This window comes from Coprococcus sp. AF16-22 (assembly GCF_003461545.1).
Taxonomy (GTDB): domain Bacteria; phylum Bacillota; class Clostridia; order Lachnospirales; family Lachnospiraceae; genus Coprococcus; species Coprococcus aceti.
In genome coordinates this window covers 199004-217678 of the sequence record NZ_QTXH01000002.1, presented here as the reverse complement: position 1 = coordinate 217678, position 18675 = coordinate 199004, and the positions used below count along the sequence as shown (strand labels likewise).

Genomic DNA, 18675 nt, shown 5'->3' with positions numbered 1-18675 from the left:
AAGCTCACCTGATACATACCATGTATCGCAAGCTTCCGCAGGTCTTTTAATTATTTATTATTAGAAACTTTCTACAATGTCACCACATTGCATGCTATATGCATATCCTCAAGTCTGTTAACCAGATCCTTATCGGATGTAAGCAATATCGTCTGCTCCGTGTTCACCATACTCATCGCCTTGAGCACTCCCGTGAGCTGACTCTCATCGGTCACATCTATCACATCGTCCAGCACAAGTGGCATTTTCTCGTTGTTAAGTATCTCTGCAACAGCCAGCCGCACAGCCAGATACACCTGCCGAACGACCTCATGTCCCAGGAATTCCGCCCTGAAGAAATGGTCATCCTTTTTCACTGCAACATGCATCTCATCATCGAGCTTTGCCTCCTGATACTGTCCACCGGAGAGTGCGCTAAGAATATCCGATACTCTGCCGTCTATACCGGCAAACAGACCTGAGAACTCCTCCGATATGTCCATTATGGTATTAATAGCCTTATCTATGGCCTTCTTCTCAGTCTCAAGCACATCATAATCGACAAATATGGCGTCTCTCTTCTCCTTGAGTTCATAGTAGGCATCCCTCTTCTCTATGGCATCATGCTCCTGGAACTTGAACATATCAAGCTTCCTGTCATGCTCCTCCTGAAAAGCTCTGTCTATCTCAACGCGAACCGTCCTCGACTCAGTTGCTCTTCCCATCTCATATATGGTTCTCCTGAACTCCTCCTCAGACGGAAGCTTATCACTGTCAAATGCGCCTTTCCTGAACAATCCATCTATGATGGTTATAGCAACAAACGCAATCGTACATATCGTGAATAGCTGCTGTATGGACTTCTGAAAACCAACAAGGTGAACCACTAGCATGACCACCGCAACAACCAGTATTCCTGTTGCCATTATGACAAATATATTGTCCGTCAGCTTCTTGTCCTTCTTCTCCTGCTTCTTTTTCTCCTTCAGCTCATCCTCATCATCTATAGCTTCAACCTCGAGGAATATTCTGCTTCGCTCCCTGTCCTCATCCTCGTCAGGGATCTCAGCATCCTTTTCATTCACAAGCTGCCTTGCCTCTCTCTTCAAACGTGCGATCTCCATATTATAAGCATCAAGCTCCTCACGTCTGGCAGTTCGGATGTCTTCAAGCTCCTTATCAACTTCACCCAGCTCATCCATCTGGGCTTCCAGCTCTTCTATCTGAACCAGATACTTCTGATTGTCATATTTCTTCTTTTCGTTCTCAAGATACGCCACTGCGTCTGCTCTGTTTATTCCGCTGCAGCCCGTCTCCTTCATATTCTGAAGATACTTCTCGAGTCTGTCACACAAAGCTTTGTCATCTCCGCCCATCTCCTCCGGCGGATCAACACACATTGCATCCACAAATGTGCTCTTGTCCATATCAAACAGGACACCTCTATAAGAATTCTTAGACACAAGTCTCTCATCCTTCCCGCTCTCTATATCAGTGAGCGTTGCACCGTCCGTGGACATGTTGAAATTTCTCTCCATAAGATGACTCTTTCCAGCATTTGTCACCTGTGCCTTTCCGGCATATCCATTTCCACCGGATGGCTTTCTTAATGCAAAATTGTCTCCCCGGGCTCCAAGACCCTTGGTTTTATTCATACCATACAGTATACCGGACACAAAATCCCTGATCGTACTCTTGCCGGCTCCGGGCTCTCCATAAAGCACATTCAAGCCTTTGTCCAGCTTTATTTCTTTGTTATTGAATTTTCCAAATTCTTTCAAAAAAAGTTTATTTATATACATTACTTTTCTCCAGTTGCTATGATCGCCTCAAGACCATATTCAAGTGCTTTTTTGCTGACCTCGTCATCCTCACCGGACAACTCAGCGATAAATCTTCCAAGTACATTGTGCTCATTGTCCCTCTTGAGACCATCAGCATTGTACTCGAACATCGTATTATCCACAACCTCATATATCTTGTAATCCTGAGCCACATCATCAAACTGAGGTCTCACTCCGCGCCCCTTCTGGCCCTTCAGGATAACCCGATATATGTTCTGCGTTCCCATCTTATCGATCTGTTTCAGAACAGCATGCTCGATCTGTCTGTCAGTATATTCCGGCTTTATCTCAAGTCCAAGGTTGATGTAATTCCTGCAGGCAACAGGCTCCCACTTTATCCTTGTCTCTCCGTTTATTATCTGTCCATAAATAAAGCCATGCTTTCCTGTGTCAGAAGGTGACAAAGGCTCCGGCGATCCCGGATATGCCATACGGTTCTTCACCATGTGCTTCGGCTTTCTCAGGTGTCCGAGTGCCACATAGTCAAATCCTGTGTCAGCCAGCTTTCGGAAATTAAATGGACTGTGGCTGGCATCTCCTCCATGCATGAGAAGTATATTGACAGCGCCTTCTGTCTGGGCATCTATCCCCTCTGAGAAATCCTCTGTGTATTCCGCCTGCCCATAGCTGAAACCGGTCACACAGGTATTTATATCTTCAAAATACGCATTGCTGAACTCCCCGGCCGGAAGAAGCACTGTGTTCGATGTGAACTCATAATTCTCCGATGGAGATCCACTTTCAATGTAATCACTACTGCCCGCAATGATCACCGTTCTTGTATTTGTAAGTTTTGCAAGTCTGGCATCAAGCTTTGCAAGATCCGCAGCCTTCGGCGCACTGTGATACAGATTGCCGGCAATGAGGAGCAGATCTACCTTTCTCTCCTCCGCAATATCCAGGATCCTGTCAAATGTCTCTTCTATCTCTTTCGCACGGACATCGCTCCAAGGCTTTCCCTTGTCAGGAATCATCCCCAAATGCACATCCGAAACATGAATAAATCTCATATCCTAACCTCTAATCTATAGTTAAACTGCCATTTTCTAACAGCGCACACTTAGTCCACTATTATACAATCATCAAAAGTTTAACCCAAATCATAGAAAAATACAACATAAGCTATGTTAAAACTTTGTGACATGCAGATACTTCTCCCTCGTGGCAAGCCCTCCTCTTATATGTCTCTCCGCCTTGTTGGCATCCAACACCACCCTGGCCTGGGCCGCCAGCATGGGTCTTATACGGACCAGCCGTTCCGTTATATCCTTGTGCACCGTTGATTTGCTTATACCCATCTTGTCCGCTGTCTGTCTCACAGTCGCCCTTGTGTCTATGATATAATTTGCCGCTTCGATTGCCCGCTCTTCTATGTAATCCTTCAAAGAAAAAGCCCCCGCATATTCTGTTTTTACAGTCTATGCGGGGACATGCGGTTTATGTACATTTAATCCTGATTTATGGGGATCAGCACAAGTGTTTCATATTCCCCATATGTATTCTTTATCTCCATTATTCCATTGTACTTGTCCATGGTATTTTTCACATTTTGTATACCATATCCATGAGTCATATCCTTACTGCCGCCCACGTCAGACTGTGTACTGCTATTTTTCACATCTATTACCAAATGCCGATCTGTCTGCACTATTGCCAGCTTTATATATACCCCCTCTTTTTCCTTCTGTTTCTTACATGCATTGATACTGTTATCCAGCAGATTTCCTATTATTATACACATATCATAGTCAGAGACCATTATTGAATTTTTATCGAACTTAAAATCCGTATGAAATTTCACGCCATTGTTTTGGGCAAATGTATACGCACTGTTCACAAATGTATCAATAACAAGATTTCCTGTTTTTGAAACAACATATTTATTTTTTAATTCTTCCTCATATCTATCACATACTGTTCTTATCCTGTCATATTCTTTCTCTTCTATGCATGACCTTATATAGCTTATATGCTTTTGGGTATCATGAACCATACTGCCAATTTTCTTATAAGAAAGAACCAATTGGTCATATTTATCCGACTGATGCTCCAACTGATAACCAAGCATTGTTACCTGATTTTTCAATTTATAATTATCCACCATGTTATCAAACAGATAATAATTCAAAACATTTAAGACCAGCACAATTATCAGCACAAATATAAATCCATACCCTGACAAAAGCACGATCTGTTCTGGTATTATCAAGTATAGATAACAACTTATCATTGGAGTTATAAGCACTATGACCAACTGTTTAAATGAATATCTACCTGATACATAATTTCTCACTACCAGTATTATGATCAGGACAGGCAGCATAATAAACTGTGCATACATATCCATCACCGAGATCAGATGAGTTATTCCACCGTCATACAGCATCTGATCCGTTGTAATTACCACTACATCAGATAAACCGATGCTCACCAGATAACCCAATACCCATATAATAAACGCAGATATACATTCAGCTATACGGGAATCATATAGGCAAATAAATACGAGCATGATAACTATATGCGCGGACACCTGGCTGACCATTGCTTTCTCCTGTGACACATCTATCATGAAAAGCTGTCCGCCTCTTGAAGCCAGCTCTGTTAAAATAAATATACCCCAATATGCCATTGTCGATATTCTAAGCGGAGGCTTTCCAAGCCATTTCTCTACATAAACTTTTACAGTCACAGCATCCATAATTGCTGATATAAAAATTAATACTAAATAACTCACCCTTTAACCTCTGATGCTCACCACATCTGATATAACCGTATTAATAAGACTCTTCCTTACCTCTTCCTCATATTTCCTTGACAACGGAATAATCTCGTTATTATCCAAAACAAGCTCCCCGCCTCTCAAGGTAACTATGTGATCTATATTTACAATATACCCCTTAAAGCTGTATACAAACCTTTTGTCCTTTAACAAGTTAAACCATTTTTTTAAATTTCCTGTAACCTGTATAATCTCTTTTGCAGAATGAATATCTACACTCTTTTGAAATTTTCTCGAAGTTTCTATATACATAATATCAGATATATTAACAACTCTTTCTCCATCTGCCGCTGGCACAATCAACTTGTTAAACTCCATGTCCCTTATCTCACGCAAAACCTGAGATAATACTTGTTCCAACTCTATATATTTAAGAGGTTTCTGAATATAATTATATGCATGCACAGAAAAGCTCCGTCCCATATGTCCCGGGTAATTGCTTACAAAAATGATAATTGCATTTTTGTCGTATCTTTTTCGGATAATTGAGGCGATATATATTCCATCCTCCTTCTCCATTTCCACATCAAAGACAAAAAAATCATAATGTTCACCAGATTCCAGCTTGTCCAGCAATTCCTGCCCCGTCCTGTAGTTGGCGCATTCAATATCCAGATTGTGTTTAAACGAATACTCCAATATGCATTTTTCTGCAATGTCTATATCCTTCTGCTCATCATCACATATAGCAACTTTTAACATCTTCCGCCTTTCATTTACCAATTAATACATCTTGAGTAAATCTTAGTACAACTAAGTTTTTCTAATTATAATTTATTATTGATAGGAGGTAAAGCAATGCTTAAACAGAATTACATACTATTCAGGAAAACTCCACAATGCTTTTGGCCTTCCATCGCTGCTATCATATTTTGTATTTTATACTCAGTATACAAATTCATTGAAGACAGTCTGCTTAGAGAATTCAACTACATTGATATAGTTGAACATACAGATATGATGCTTGGAAATTCCATATATTATTATATTCTGTTTTTGTACTTGTCCTTTGAATACACATCTATCGTAAAAAAAACCAATGTGGTAGAGAGCATAAGCACATACACTATGTCATCAATTAAAAGAGAATCACAGCAACTGCTTATTCTCTCTATCATAAATGTCTTATTATGTATGTGCATGTTAGTTCTATGTATATGCCTTTGTATACTGTCAGGTTCTTCCTCTACAGACTTTTATATATATACAATTAAGGCTATTTTCACACATGTATTTATGGTTAACACTTGTGCGGTTATGACAGGGCTCATCATATCGTATATCAACAATACTATCCTTGCCTATCTTGCATTATTTGGGTTCACTATAGTTGCCATATTGCAATCGGGTAAGTTCACCTTTCCTGCGGAAGATAAAATCGGCAGTATACAGGAAATATCCAATATATTCTGTGCTTCTCTTACTTATATTCCAGATGAAGCAGCTTTAATTCCTGTAAATATACATTTTCTGTCCAAACCTTTGTATATAGTATTTGGCGTGATCTCCGTATATTTGATCACAAATTTCTTCAGATACAAGAAGTTATCTTTGATTTTTGCCACCATATTTTCAGTGTTATGCTCGTTTTCCTTTATTTATATCTGCAACATCCCATATAATGGTAGTAACCCTGGATACGCAGACGATTCCTCGGATTTATTTGCAAATGAACAGGAATTACTTACTCCAACAAAGGAAATAGATTTTTATGTTACAGAGTATAACATACATTTTGACATAAGGAAGAATTTGATCGCAGATATGTATATGCAGCTATCAGACACCAGTCTCCCTGAATACCATTTTATACTCTGTAAAGATTACAATATCGACTATATAGCAGATGATAAGGATAATGCTATCCGCTATAGCAGAAATGGGAATAAGCTATGCATATACAACGAAGCCGGCAATCTCTCATCCATATACATAAAGTATACAGGAAAATCCTACAATATTTGCTACACAGGGGAAAATGGTGCATATCTTCCTGGGAACTTCCCGTATTACCCAATTGCTGGAAATGGAGACTTATTTCAAAACGGATATTGCCAGCTTCCTAAGGATCTGAGCAGGTTCACAGTATCCATATACTCTGATTTTACTACGTATAGCAATCTCAGCTTGTCCGGTGACACGTTCAGTGGTTTCAGTGATCAGCTAAGCATTGTTTCCGGCATATTTTGGAGAGAACAGATTATTGATAATGTGCGATACATTTTCCCATATATTGGCGCGGACACCGATCCGAGTCGAAACCACTACATAACAAGCCAGATAAAAAAATATATAAACTATACACCTGAAGAAAAGGCAACTGATTATTCCCTTATCGGGAAAACAATCCTGATACAACCAATACACAGAAATGCATATATGTACGGTTCTGACATGGTGATGTTTGATGCTGCAGGTAATTTGGATATTTACTACACCAATTATATACAGACAGGTAATTGGTACAATATTGATTCAATTCTCACCGATGAGGAACTTCAAAAGATTCAGGAAGATGTATACGACGAACTTGGCATCACTGAAACAACAGAATAAAGTAACTTGTATCCGTTCAGATAAAGGGGGATTATTATGCTGGAAATAAAAAATATGACAACTACTTTGGGAGGGAACACAATTCTTCACAATTTAAACTGTAATTTTGAATCAGGAGTACACGGACTACTCGGTCCTAATGGTGCCGGCAAAACCACATTCATGAGATCCCTTATTGGGTTATATCCATCAGCTACCGGAAGCATTCTCCTGAACGGAGCAAATATACATTCTGTTGATATCGGGTATCTGCCTCAGAAATTTGGTCTTTTTCCCGGAATGACCGTAAGAGAATGTATGCGTTATATTGCATTTTCCAAGGGTATTTCATCATGTAGTCTTGATGAAGACATCGAATCAGTTATAGAAAGTGTCAATTTATCAAGTTATATTGACAAAAAGGCTCATACTCTGTCTGGCGGAATGGTGAGACGTGTTGGAATCGCCCAGGCTTTTCTTGGCAATCCCCCTATAATAATATGCGATGAACCGACAGCAGGTCTTGATCCTGAGGAAAGACTCAGATTCAGGGATCTTATAAAACAAACCAATTGTGATGACAAGATAATTATTATATCCACACACATCGTAGACGATGCGGAGTTTTTGTGTGATTATATAGAAATTATCGATCAAGGCTATATAATTGCAAAAGACACTACAGACGGAATCAAAACAGCCATGACCAGGCTTTTGGCTTCCCCTTCTATTGATACCTCAGAGCCTGCATCAGCTGATCCCACTTTGGAAGATGGATACATGTATATTCTTAAGTCTTACAGGAACGGAGTGTAACTATGGTGCAAAGAATACATAACTCACTATTTATATTGCGTAAGGGAATGATACTCTGTGTAATTATAGCTGTTTTAGCTGCTATTACGGGCTTTATGATGATGAAACCCCTTGATCTGCAGGATAAAGAAAACGCACTGCAGCAGTGTTACTGCATAGCATATCCTGTGTGCGTTATGCTGCTATATACAATAACCTTTATGCCGTTTGTATATAGCCCAAGCCGGGAACTTTTTTACATAGCCCACAGAATAAAATGGGTAGAAACAATTATTCCATTTTTATACCTGTCTTTATTAATGTGTGCCATAACATCGTTGTTGTTCTTCAGGACAATTCTCTACCCAGAAAGATTTATAGCCAAAAATCTTATTATAATATATTGCTTCTGCGGTTTATATTACGGCACAGTATATACAGCGAAGAACATCACCATAGCCATCATTTTATCATTTACACTGATCATCCTGTCTCTTAGCGGAGGAAATCTCTTTAATGCTATCATACCATGGTATATTGATGTTCACTCAGTTAAGACTCTCGCCTCTTTTATGAAAGAATACATAATTTTAGGAAGTGCAGGCTGTATTCTGGGATTGTTCAGCAACCACAGATACTCAGATTACCAATAAATATATGCAACCTCTCTTTTTAAGCAATTTTAGGAAACCTCACAACAAATCTTGATCCTATATCCGCTCTGGATATTACCTGTATGGTACCTCCGTGGGCATCAACTATCCATTTAGCGATGGACAAGCCAAGACCTGAGCCTCCGGTCTCATTATTCCGGGCCTCATCCGAGCGGTAAAATCTGTCAAATATATGAGCCAGATCGCCCGGATTCATTCCGGTTCCCTCGTCCTCTATCATATAACTGACATAACCGGGCTCCTCTTTTACACCGAGTATTATGGCCGTGCCGGGTTCAGAATACTTCGCCGCGTTCTGGACAAATATCCTGACGGACTGCTTGATCATCGCCACATCGCCGAGCACACACGCCTCATTCTCAGTACCACGGAACTCATATCTGTGGCTCTCGTCTATCATCATGGACTCCTCCCACACTTCACTTACCATGCGGTTGAGATCGGTTTTCTCCATGTTCAGGTGCTGCCTTCCACTGTCGCCCCTTACAAGGAATAACAACTGTTCCACAAGCTCCTTCATGTGCTGGGATTCATTTTTCAGCGCCTCTATGGACTCTTCCAGAACCTGTTCGTCCTCCTTACCCCATCGGTCGAGCATATTCACATATCCCTGGATCACCGCAATAGGCGTCCTGAGCTCGTGGGAAGCATCCGACACGAATCTCATCTGACGTTTCTCATTTTCCTTCATATTTCTGAGCAGATTGTTGAGCGCGATCTCTATGCTCTGGAGATCCTTGTCTCCGGTGTGTATAACCTGCTCGTCATCATCCGCAGACAGGTGTGATATGGCTTTCTCCAGATCGTCTATCTTATTGTGATCCATCGGCTCTTTGCTGAGCTTTTCCGCCGTAACTGCCAGATCGTTCAACGGCTTTAATCTCCTTCTGACATCCGCTGTCCTGAACAACGCAGCAAACAACACTATAGTCTCCATCCCCAGCAATATAATGCCCGGAAGCTCTATGATATCCCAAAGGATCTTAACGTCATATCTGTACTTCTTCTCATCTGACCCTTCTATTATATATTCATACGCTCCGCCATCTTCATTTTTCTCAACGTAATATCTCATTCCGCCCACGCCCTGTGGAAGCTGCTTTCTTCCCCACACGGCAAATGCGCTTACAATAAGAAAGGCAATGACGATATCTATAAGTATCACATTGCCCAGTTCTTTTAGCCAGAAGCTCATATTTATCCTTCTGGCTATCGATGACATTCTTTTGTTTTCGTTAGTTTTCTTTCCCATGTATTTTCTCTCTATCTGTGCGTATCCGTGCCATGCGTTGCTGGCTTGTCACATATCTATCTGCTCTATCCTGGCATCCAAAATGGTCATTCTCTGATAACATATCCGACACCTCTGACGGTGGTGATCAGCTTAACTCCAAATCTGTCATCTATCTTTGTTCTCAGATACCTCACATACACATCTATGATGTTTGTCTCTCCAAGGTAATCGTATCCGCACACTGCACTGAGCAATTTCTCCCTGTCCATCACGATGTCCTTGTTTTCCATGAGCGTCCTGAGCAGCTCAAATTCCCTGTTTGTCAGCTCAACTATCTCGCCGCACACTGTGACCTCATGTCTGTCGGTGTCCATGCACACTCCACGGATCTCTATCCTGTGTGTGTGAACCTCCGCAACTCCGCGTCTCTTCAACGCAACCCTTATCCTGGCAAGCAGCTCCTCTATGGCAAATGGCTTGGTGAGATAATCGTCTGCACCGGCATCAAGACCAGATACCTTGTCCATGACCGCATCTCTCGCGGTCAGCATGATGACCGGCACATCACTCTCCTTGCGGATTCTTCGAAGCACCTCCAGACCGTTGAGTCCCGGAAGCATCACATCCAGCACCACGAGGTCGAAGCCACCGGACAGAGCTTTGTCCAACCCTGTTCTTCCATCAAATACCTTCTCCGCCTCGTATCCCTCATGCAGCAGCTCCAGCTCCACAAATCTTGCAATTTTCTCTTCATCCTCCACAATGAGAATCTTCTGTGCCATATCTTTTTCCTTTCTTTTATGACGGACGCTGATATAGTTTGGTTTTGAAGTAAGCCTGTGAAATATGCCTCGGCAAGAAGCACCAAAGCTCAGTCGCCACGGCTACCCATTGCAGAGGTATATTTCACAGACATTACATTCTCAAAGCCAAACTATATCAGCTGGTAATTAACAGAATATCGGCAAAAGATATTCCTGTTTTCATCTTTTTTATGTCTGTTTTTACTTTTAATATTTTTCTTTTTCAGTTTATACCAACTTGATATATATGTTGTTTTTATTACATATAGCTTTTTATTCTGTGTTGATATTGTTTTTATATATCTTTCTGATTACTTGTTGTTGACGTCGGACTTAAGGTTGTCAACTGAGTCTGCCATTTTGTCACATGCGCTATTAAGGTTTACGTTGATGTCGCCGATTCCTTCAAAATGGTACCTGCACTCACAGAAGAGACCTACCACAAGAAGTGGAAGCACTACCCAGAATGCAAGTATAAGTGCGATCACAAGCACCAGCACCGGAACGTTTATCATGGTCTGGCCTCTGCGTTCTACTATGAATGTGCTATCCACACTCTTCTTTAACACCTTGCCGCACCATTTGAAAAATTTGTCCATCATCTGTCCAAACGTCACTTTATTGCAGTCATTTGTATATGTCTGCTGTGCCTGCTCGAACTCTGTTGATGTCTTCTGTTCCTCGCCTGTGGTAAAGCTCTCCACCTCAGGGGCTTTCACCTTATCAAGCTTCTCAAGATAAATGATCGCATCCAGCAGATCGTAATCGCATGCCTCAAGCGCATTCTTTGCATCCTCGTAACTTACGCCTGTTTTTTCTCTTAACTTTTCTACCTTTTCCAGTTTATCCATGATCTTTGCACCCTTTCTCATTATCTTAGTTTCATCGTCTTCCGATGATCTGTCATCTTTCTTATCGTTTGCTGCTGATATCATCAACTGATGTTATTACTATACCAACCGATGATTAATCTAAAATATGAGAAAGATTAAAATCAGGTTAATTTTATAATGAATAGAAGGATATGTCAAAGTTTGTTCCCCTTTTTATCTCGCTGCTATTTTTTACTATAAGTTAACTTATATTTATTTTATATTGTATTAAATTAGCTTTAAGTGTATAATTTGTTCAAAAGGAGGTTGATTACTATGTCCGATATAGAATTTGAAAGAAGAATGAATGACCAATTTGCAAAGAATCTTTTCTTTTTTCTTAATAAATATCAATATACTCAAGCTGCCTTTGCTAAGCAGATGAATGTCAGCACTGCAACTGTGTCAAATTGGTGTAACGGACTAAAGTCTCCCCGAATGGACAAAATTGACCACATGTGCGCTATTTTCAATTGCTCTAGGTCTGATCTTCTGGAAGAAAAAGATATCATAAGAAGCCAAAAGAAATCAGAGGCATATGCAATTCCTGTATTTGATTATATATCATGTGACAAAACATTTTGTTCAACCGAAAAGATTATTGATACAGAAGAAATACCCGAAAGTCTTGCTAAAACTGGCAAATTCTACGCTCTTAGAATAAAGGGGGATAGCATGGAACCCAAGATCAGCAGCGGCGACGTTGTAATTGTCCGACAACAGGATGATGCAGACACAGGGGACACTGTTATTGCTACAATAGCTGGTGAAGACGCCGTGTGCAAACGCCTGAGAAAATATAAAGAAGGACTGGAACTGATTTCCACCAACCCCAGCTATGCACCGCTCTATTTTGACGATGAAACCATAAAAAATAAACCTGTCAAGATCATTGGTAAGGTAGTGGAGTTAAGGGCAAAATTTTAATGGATTGGAGTGATTATTATGCTTTTTTATGTATATGATGAGAATACTTCCTCGACTGCTCCTATTGAGGTATCAGATATACCCGAGTTAAGCGAACAGGAACTTGAATTTATATATGATGATAAAATCAGAAAAGTATGGCACTCACAGGAGGAGGAATGGTATTTTTCCATAATTGATGTAATTGACGTTTTGACCGATAGTTCCGATCCAAAACAATATGTAAAAAAGTTACGATCCCGCGACCCAGAATTATCAGCTAACTGGGGTACAATTTGTACCCCTATTCAAATGATAGCCGCTGATGGTAAAATGCGTAAAATCCAAGCAACAAACACACATGGGTTATTGAGAATTATCCAGTCCATTCCGTCAAAAAAGGCTGAGCCATTCAAGCAATGGCTGGCAATGGTGGGCAAACAACGTCTGGACGAGGAAGTTGATCCTCAGATTGCTATAGATCGTGCTATAGAATCATACCGCAACAAAGGATATTCTGAAGATTGGATAGCCCAGCGTATGCGTGGGATAGAGATTCGTAAAGATATGACCAATGAGTGGAGGCGTGCCGGAATTACCGATTCCAGACAGTATGCTTCTCTTACAAACATACTTACTGCCGCATGGTCAGGAAAAACAGTGAAAGAATATAAAAAGTTTAAAAGGCTGAAAAAAGAAAATCTCAGAGACAATATGACTAACACAGAGCTTGTCCTGAATGCTCTTGCAGAGATATCGACAACAGAGATATCAAAGGCAACTAATCCTCAAGGTATAACCGAGGCCACAGATGCTACCATCCAAGGTGGCAATATTGCCAGAAATGCACGTGAATCCCTTGAAAAGCAGATAGGGCGCAGCATACTATCCCCATTAAACTCCAACACTCCCAAGCTGCTTGATGACAGCAAGGAAAAGTAATATATAACCCGAATATGTCACAACTATAAAATGCGTATGAATCCTCAGACAACAGTCTCGGTTATTCATACGCATTTTTATCTTTTCCATATCACACCGTTCCCGCAGCAATCTTCGCCGTGGACTTCTTCACGCAGTAGAGACATGTAGGCAATATGTAAACGGTTGCTGTGACCCACGCCGTCTGGTCAGCAAAACAGATGGCCGTGAATCCAAACGTTCCGGCAAATCCAAGGCTGACTATGATCCTTGCCAGCATCTCCGTGACGCCGGAGAATATGGCACGGCCGGAATATCCCAGGCCCTGTGTCACCATTCGTGCAACATTCAGTATTCCAAGGCTCCAGTAGAAGCAGCCCATACATCTGAGATACTTGGCAGATGCGTCAAGCACATCCACTGCGCTCTTCTTGACAAATATCATGGAGAGCGGTCTTCCAAATATTATCATCACAAGTCCTGCGACTATACCGTATCCAACTGCAACAGCAATCGCCTGCCACAAGCCCTGCTTTATACGCTTTGCCTGTCCGGCGCCAAGGTTCTGGCTGCAGAACACAGATGCCGCCGTTGCAAATGCGTCAAATGGACACATAGTGAACTGCTTTATCCTCATACCGGCTGTGAAGCCTGACACGTACACGCTTCCCAGCTTGTTATTTGCAGACTGCATGACCATACTTCCTATGGCGGTTATGGAAAACTGCAGGCCTGTCGGAATTCCCATGACAAGAAGTTCCTTCACTGCAGAGCCCTCTATCTCCCTGTCCTTCGCCTCAAGATGCATGATCTGAACCTTCTTGAAGATATATACAAGACACAATATTCCACTCACCGCCTGTGCCATGATGGTTGCTATAGCCGCACCGGCGCAGTCCCATTTGAGGACAACTATACAGAACAGGTCAAGGAATATGTTGAGTATTGCCGAGAACGCCAGAAACATGAACGGCGTTCTGCTGTCTCCCAGAGACCTGAGCACACTTGACAGATAGTTGTACATGAGTGTGAACGGAATTCCCAGGAATATAACTATAAGATAAGCATATGCCTTGTCATATATATCCTGCGGAACCGAAAGCAGATGAAGTATCTGATTACAGCACACCGAACATACAATCGTGACTATCAACGCTATGATGCCCGTCAGCACCGCGCCGTTAAATATATACTTTCTCATCTTGTGCAGATTATTTGCACCAAAATACTTTGCAACAGGAACACCAAATCCTGTGCAACAGCCCATACAGAATCCCAGAACCAGAAACTGTATACTGCTGCTTGCTCCAACTCCCGCCAGAGCCTTATCTCCCAGTATCTGCCCCACAATAGCCGCATCTATTATGTTGTACGTCTGCTGGAGCAGATTGCCGAGCAAGAGCGGGGTGGCAAACTGCAGCATCAGACTGAGGGGCTTACCGGAAACCATGGACTTAGCCATGTCTTACACCTTCCTTACATTATTGATAGGACGGTGAGTTGCCAATTCTATCTTTGATCACAGAACTGCTATACATATCATTCGCTGGGTCGCTTCCGCTTATTTCGCCCTGCAGCGGTACTAAGGTGCCGCCTCACAGCGCCACCTAAGGACCGGCGGGCTCAAATTCCCTGCTCACGATATGTATAGCAACTCTGTGTAACAACTTTATTGTAGCAACTCACCTGTTAGATGAATAATAACTACGTATGTAAGTCGGTTTCAGACTTACTTTATGTTTATTATCCTTATCTCTTATAACAGTTTTCCAGCCAGCGCCTCGAGCGCTGCCACATCCGACTGCTTGAACGCAGACCTTATGGTCACGTGCTCGTCCACGATCTCTATATCCTTCATCGCTGACATCTGTTCCTTCATGAGCTTGGCTGCCATTGGAGCCCACGAACCATTCTCAATGAATGCCACTTTTCTCTTCTGATACGCCTTCATCTTCAGGTGGTTGATGAAATCCGCCATGACAGGCATCACACCGCCATCATATGTTGGGGCTGCCAGAACCAGTCTGTCGTATCTGAATGCATCCTCTATACACTCTGCCATATCATCCCTTGAGAGGTCTGATATCGCAACCTTTGGCGCACCCTTTGCCTCAAGTATCTCCGCCAGTTTTTTTGCAGCCTTCTCTGTGTTGCCATGGAGACTGCAGTATGCGATGAAGATTCCCTCATCCTCAGGTGTGTATGTTGACCACAGCTGATATTTGCCTATGTAATATTCAAGATTCTCTGTGAGGATTGGTCCGTGGAGTGCACATATCTTCTGGATATCCAGTCCTGCTGCCTTCTTCAGAAGTGCCTGTGCAGGCATTCCATACTTTCCTACTATATTGAAGTAATATCTTCTCGCCTCGCATGCCCAGTCCTCGTCGGTATCCAGAGTGCCGAACTTGCCAAATGCATCCGCTGAGAAGAGTATCTTCTCACTCTGTTCATATGTGACCATAACCTCAGGCCAGTGGACCATAGGAGCCATGAAGAACTGGAGCATATGGCTTCCAAGTGAGAGTGTCTGTCCCTCCGCAACTGTCACGCTTCTGTCAGCCACAGGAACCTCGAAGAAATTTGGAAGCATTCCGAAAAGCTTGGCATTTGATACGATCTTGATATCCGGATACTTCGCAAGCACATCACCAAGATTGGCGGAATGATCCGGCTCAAGATGGGATATGATGAGATAATCCGGCTTTCTGTCGCCAAGCACCTCTGCCACATTTGCAAACCACTGGTCTGCACACTTTGCATCCACCATGTCCATGATAGCGATCTTCTCGTCCATGATGACATATGAGTTGTACGCTATTCCGTTTGGCACGATGTACTGATTCTCGAACAGGTCTATGTCCTTGTCATCCACACCCACATAAAATACTGTGTCTGTTACATTCTTAAGCATTGTATATCCTCCTTTTGATCCTAATTATCTAATATAAATAATCCACGTTGTGTCCACATGATAAAATGAGCATTGCAACAGCTGTGCTTGCGCAAACTATCATAATGACAGTTAATTATAACATACTAAATGAAAATAGAGAATCAGCACATAAAACCTGATTCTCCATTTTTTGATAATTTTTTATTATTATCTGCTTACCCTTCTCTGTATCTTCTCCTGATACATGCTGTGATCCGCTTCCCTCACATACTCCTCAAGGGTTTTATCACCATCCGGGTCTGTTATAACATAACCTATACTAAACTCCAGGGCAAATGGAAGTTTCTCCTGCGACGCTATCTCCCTGGCTTTCTCAAGGATTGCCGTCTTTCTTTCCTCAGGAGGTTCCGCCTCATCGTATATAGATATGGATACAAATTCATCTCCGCCATATCTAACCGGAATACTGCTTATTCCGCCTCCGCCTGCTACGGCTCTTGCGGCACTCCTTATGGCTTTGTCTCCGTACTCGTGACCATAAGTGTCATTTATATATTTGAGCTTGTCCATATCGGCAAACATTATGAGAAGTGCCCTGCCCTGACCCGCAGCCTTGTCAAATGCCCTTGCGGCGATCTGTCTCATACCTTCCCTGTTGTATATCTGGGTAAGTGGATCCTTTATGGATATCGCCGTAAGCTCCTGATTGATCTGCTCTAGCCTCCATTTGTTGAACAGGTTTATCATGGCTACATTCACTTCGCTCATTACAGTTGACCAAAGCTGCTTATCCATGAGGTAATATCCATTTTCGACACAGCAGAACCCAACTGCCTTTTCTCCAAAATGAAATGGCGCAAATAAAAATATATTGCCGCCTGCCTCATCATCCAGAAGAGGAAACATACTATGGTATGTATCGTCACCGTCATCAGCTATGCCCTGCCTGTACACGATCTGCATTCTCTGAGGATAGCCTTTCACAGCAAATACATCCTCATCGTATGCTGCTGAGAGAGTCGGACCAGCTTCCCCCATCTCCACAAGGGATCTGTCGACAACCATAACGCATTTCTTACACTCTGCCTGTGAATATGCCGTCTGTACACATGGATAAAGGCCACTGTAATCACCACATTTGCTGAGCAAATGCGTGAAGTCAAGTGTGCTCTCATCTATCTCCTCGCGTTCCACAACTCCCATTATATAATTCTTCAGGTACTGTCTGCCGTTCAGCATAGCATCCGTGCCACAGCCACAACTCTCCGTAAATATACAATTATAATCTATATAAGAGCTGGTATCCGGATTGTTTCCCGCCCAGATATTCAGCATGATCTCTGCAGCCGCAGCTCCGATCTTCTCACGGATCCTGCTCACCGTTGTTATGCGCGGCGTATAGTACGCTGCTTTATCAAAGTTGTCGAATCCTGTAACCTTAAAATCCTTTGGCACTGAAAGTCCAAGTGCTTCAGCTCTGTTGCATACACCCACAGCCAGGTTGTCATTTGCACAGATTATTGCATCCGGAAGGATCTTCTTCACTATCTCCCGTTCTTCCAGCCTTCTATCGTCCATCTCCTCATTATTCGAAGCCTCGGCATTCGGAGCAGAATCCGCAAAACTGCCACTGGTTATCTCACCGTACACCTCCGCAGGGCCGCCGTAATCCGGTCCGTCCTTCTCGTGTTTTATACACGTATGTCCATGTGCTCTGAGTAGCTCCTCGAATCCCGTCACACCGTCATTGAAACCAAAATCTCCAAACAGGACATCCTCATCATCCACAGTCAGGCCATATTCATCCATACAGTCCCTGAATGCCCGGCATCTCTCCTGAGCCTCATAGTTGTCCTTCGGTCCGGCAAGATACCACACCTTCTTCGCACCGTGTTTCTCTATCATATGCCGAGTCATGTCATACATGGCATCATAATTGTCTATACCCACAAAATGCAGACCATCAAAAGCAGTCTCGAGGCTTATAGCCGGAACTCCGCTCTTCCTTATCCTGTCCAGCAGTTCCGCCGTGACTTCCGGATATTTAATATTGTTGACAGATATTATGATCCCATCAAAGTCTGTCAGCTCCGGAAGATTGTATATATTGTATTCTCCATAGCTGTAACCGTCGTCCCTGTTCCAATTGCCATTGCTGTTGAATATGTACAAATTCACATCAGCCCTGGCTTCCTTTATCTTCTGCATAAATCCCAGCGGCCAGGCGTAGGTGAAATACCTCTTCCAGCCATCCATGAACAATGCTACTTTTTTCATACCTTACCTCCTGATCAATCAGAACAACCCGTCCTGTCCCCCATCTGTAAATTTGCCAAATATATTAAAAGGGCGCATCTGTATATATTATACACAGACCCGCCCAACCAAAACATATCCAAATGTATCAAAAATATGTACTTTACTATCAGAAACC

Annotated in this window: 16 protein-coding genes; 5 read left to right on the top strand and 11 right to left on the bottom strand. The window is 42.3% G+C overall.

Annotation, left to right across the window (positions count from 1 at the left end; genetic code table 11):
* Positions 1-71: 71 nt before the first annotated feature.
* The 5 genes from DWW60_RS03670 to DWW60_RS03650 all read right to left on the bottom strand — a co-directional run bounded on the left by DWW60_RS03670 (position 72) and on the right by DWW60_RS03650 (position 5307).
* A complete protein-coding gene (locus DWW60_RS03670) occupies positions 72-1781 on the bottom strand; it encodes an ATP-binding protein (protein ID WP_117874393.1) in 1710 nt (569 codons plus the stop codon).
* Positions 1781-2833: a metallophosphoesterase family protein gene (locus DWW60_RS03665; protein WP_117874392.1), complete on the bottom strand. Its 1053-nt coding sequence runs from the start codon at positions 2831-2833 to the stop codon at positions 1781-1783. The genes DWW60_RS03670 and DWW60_RS03665 overlap by 1 nt, the downstream gene beginning before the upstream one ends.
* 117 nt (positions 2834-2950) lie before the next feature.
* Positions 2951-3208 carry a sporulation transcriptional regulator SpoIIID gene (spoIIID, locus tag DWW60_RS03660; RefSeq protein WP_055222251.1) on the bottom strand — a complete coding sequence of 86 codons (258 nt, stop codon included), beginning with the start codon at positions 3206-3208 and terminating at the stop codon, positions 2951-2953.
* Between the two features lie 62 nt (positions 3209-3270).
* Positions 3271-4560, bottom strand: coding sequence for a sensor histidine kinase (locus DWW60_RS03655; RefSeq protein WP_147341846.1), 1290 nt, complete (start codon positions 4558-4560; stop codon positions 3271-3273).
* Between the two features lie 3 nt (positions 4561-4563).
* Positions 4564-5307, bottom strand: coding sequence for a LytR/AlgR family response regulator transcription factor (locus tag DWW60_RS03650; RefSeq protein WP_055222252.1), 744 nt, complete (start codon positions 5305-5307; stop codon positions 4564-4566).
* Positions 5308-5403: 96 nt separating this feature from the next.
* Here DWW60_RS03650 and DWW60_RS03645 point away from each other — a divergent pair, with 96 nt between their 5' ends.
* From DWW60_RS03645 to DWW60_RS03635, 3 genes are read left to right on the top strand one after another with little or no spacing between them, the layout of a single operon-like run.
* Positions 5404-7161: a hypothetical protein gene (locus tag DWW60_RS03645; protein ID WP_117874391.1), complete on the top strand. Its 1758-nt coding sequence runs from the start codon at positions 5404-5406 to the stop codon at positions 7159-7161.
* Positions 7162-7197: 36 nt separating this feature from the next.
* Positions 7198-7956, top strand: a complete 759-nt coding sequence (locus DWW60_RS03640; RefSeq protein WP_022217041.1) for an ATP-binding cassette domain-containing protein — start codon at positions 7198-7200, stop codon at positions 7954-7956.
* 2 nt (positions 7957-7958) lie between these two features.
* A complete protein-coding gene (locus tag DWW60_RS03635; RefSeq protein WP_015534560.1) occupies positions 7959-8588 on the top strand; it encodes a hypothetical protein in 630 nt (209 codons plus the stop codon).
* 19 nt (positions 8589-8607) lie between these two features.
* Here DWW60_RS03635 and DWW60_RS03630 read toward each other — a convergent pair whose 3' ends face one another.
* The 3 genes from DWW60_RS03630 to DWW60_RS03620 all read right to left on the bottom strand — a co-directional run bounded on the left by DWW60_RS03630 (position 8608) and on the right by DWW60_RS03620 (position 11497).
* Positions 8608-9861 carry a sensor histidine kinase gene (locus tag DWW60_RS03630; RefSeq protein WP_117874390.1) on the bottom strand — a complete coding sequence of 418 codons (1254 nt, stop codon included), beginning with the start codon at positions 9859-9861 and terminating at the stop codon, positions 8608-8610.
* An 86-nt stretch (positions 9862-9947) separates the two neighbouring features.
* Positions 9948-10625, bottom strand: a complete 678-nt coding sequence (locus tag DWW60_RS03625) for a response regulator transcription factor (protein WP_055272124.1) — start codon at positions 10623-10625, stop codon at positions 9948-9950.
* A gap of 332 nt (positions 10626-10957) precedes the next feature.
* Positions 10958-11497, bottom strand: coding sequence for a DUF4342 domain-containing protein (locus DWW60_RS03620; protein ID WP_070097467.1), 540 nt, complete (start codon positions 11495-11497; stop codon positions 10958-10960).
* 297 nt (positions 11498-11794) lie between these two features.
* Here DWW60_RS03620 and DWW60_RS03615 point away from each other — a divergent pair, with 297 nt between their 5' ends.
* Both DWW60_RS03615 and DWW60_RS03610 read left to right on the top strand, forming a co-directional pair.
* A complete protein-coding gene (locus tag DWW60_RS03615) occupies positions 11795-12445 on the top strand; it encodes a LexA family protein (RefSeq protein WP_082419706.1) in 651 nt (216 codons plus the stop codon).
* A gap of 18 nt (positions 12446-12463) precedes the next feature.
* Positions 12464-13366: a BRO family protein gene (locus tag DWW60_RS03610; RefSeq protein WP_117874389.1), complete on the top strand. Its 903-nt coding sequence runs from the start codon at positions 12464-12466 to the stop codon at positions 13364-13366.
* A gap of 91 nt (positions 13367-13457) precedes the next feature.
* Here DWW60_RS03610 and DWW60_RS03605 read toward each other — a convergent pair whose 3' ends face one another.
* From DWW60_RS03605 to DWW60_RS03595, 3 genes are all read right to left on the bottom strand, one after another.
* Entirely contained in the window at positions 13458-14807 is a 1350-nt protein-coding gene (locus tag DWW60_RS03605; RefSeq protein ID WP_117874388.1) for an MATE family efflux transporter, read from the bottom strand.
* 294 nt (positions 14808-15101) lie between these two features.
* Entirely contained in the window at positions 15102-16259 is a 1158-nt protein-coding gene (locus tag DWW60_RS03600; RefSeq protein ID WP_117874387.1) for an FprA family A-type flavoprotein, read from the bottom strand.
* Positions 16260-16448: 189 nt separating this feature from the next.
* Positions 16449-18518, bottom strand: a complete 2070-nt coding sequence (locus DWW60_RS03595; RefSeq protein WP_117874386.1) for a diguanylate cyclase — start codon at positions 18516-18518, stop codon at positions 16449-16451.
* Positions 18519-18675: the final 157 nt, after the last annotated feature.

What these genes read in the sequence shown, in the direction of transcription:
- DWW60_RS03595 (WP_117874386.1), bottom strand. Translation starts at nt 18,518, where the DNA reads ATGAAAAAAGTAGCATTGTTCATGGATGGCTGGAAGAGGTATTTCACC.
- DWW60_RS03625 (WP_055272124.1), bottom strand. Translation starts at nt 10,625, where the DNA reads ATGGCACAGAAGATTCTCATTGTGGAGGATGAAGAGAAAATTGCAAGA.
- DWW60_RS03635 (WP_015534560.1), top strand. Translation starts at nt 7,959, where the DNA reads ATGGTGCAAAGAATACATAACTCACTATTTATATTGCGTAAGGGAATG.
- DWW60_RS03630 (WP_117874390.1), bottom strand. Translation starts at nt 9,861, where the DNA reads ATGGGAAAGAAAACTAACGAAAACAAAAGAATGTCATCGATAGCCAGA.
- DWW60_RS03605 (WP_117874388.1), bottom strand. Translation starts at nt 14,807, where the DNA reads ATGGCTAAGTCCATGGTTTCCGGTAAGCCCCTCAGTCTGATGCTGCAG.
- DWW60_RS03640 (WP_022217041.1), top strand. Translation starts at nt 7,198, where the DNA reads ATGCTGGAAATAAAAAATATGACAACTACTTTGGGAGGGAACACAATT.
- DWW60_RS03615 (WP_082419706.1), top strand. Translation starts at nt 11,795, where the DNA reads ATGTCCGATATAGAATTTGAAAGAAGAATGAATGACCAATTTGCAAAG.
- DWW60_RS03600 (WP_117874387.1), bottom strand. Translation starts at nt 16,259, where the DNA reads ATGCTTAAGAATGTAACAGACACAGTATTTTATGTGGGTGTGGATGAC.
- DWW60_RS03670 (WP_117874393.1), bottom strand. Translation starts at nt 1,781, where the DNA reads ATGTATATAAATAAACTTTTTTTGAAAGAATTTGGAAAATTCAATAAC.
- DWW60_RS03650 (WP_055222252.1), bottom strand. Translation starts at nt 5,307, where the DNA reads ATGTTAAAAGTTGCTATATGTGATGATGAGCAGAAGGATATAGACATT.
- DWW60_RS03620 (WP_070097467.1), bottom strand. Translation starts at nt 11,497, where the DNA reads ATGGATAAACTGGAAAAGGTAGAAAAGTTAAGAGAAAAAACAGGCGTA.
- DWW60_RS03610 (WP_117874389.1), top strand. Translation starts at nt 12,464, where the DNA reads ATGCTTTTTTATGTATATGATGAGAATACTTCCTCGACTGCTCCTATT.
- DWW60_RS03665 (WP_117874392.1), bottom strand. Translation starts at nt 2,833, where the DNA reads ATGAGATTTATTCATGTTTCGGATGTGCATTTGGGGATGATTCCTGAC.
- DWW60_RS03645 (WP_117874391.1), top strand. Translation starts at nt 5,404, where the DNA reads ATGCTTAAACAGAATTACATACTATTCAGGAAAACTCCACAATGCTTT.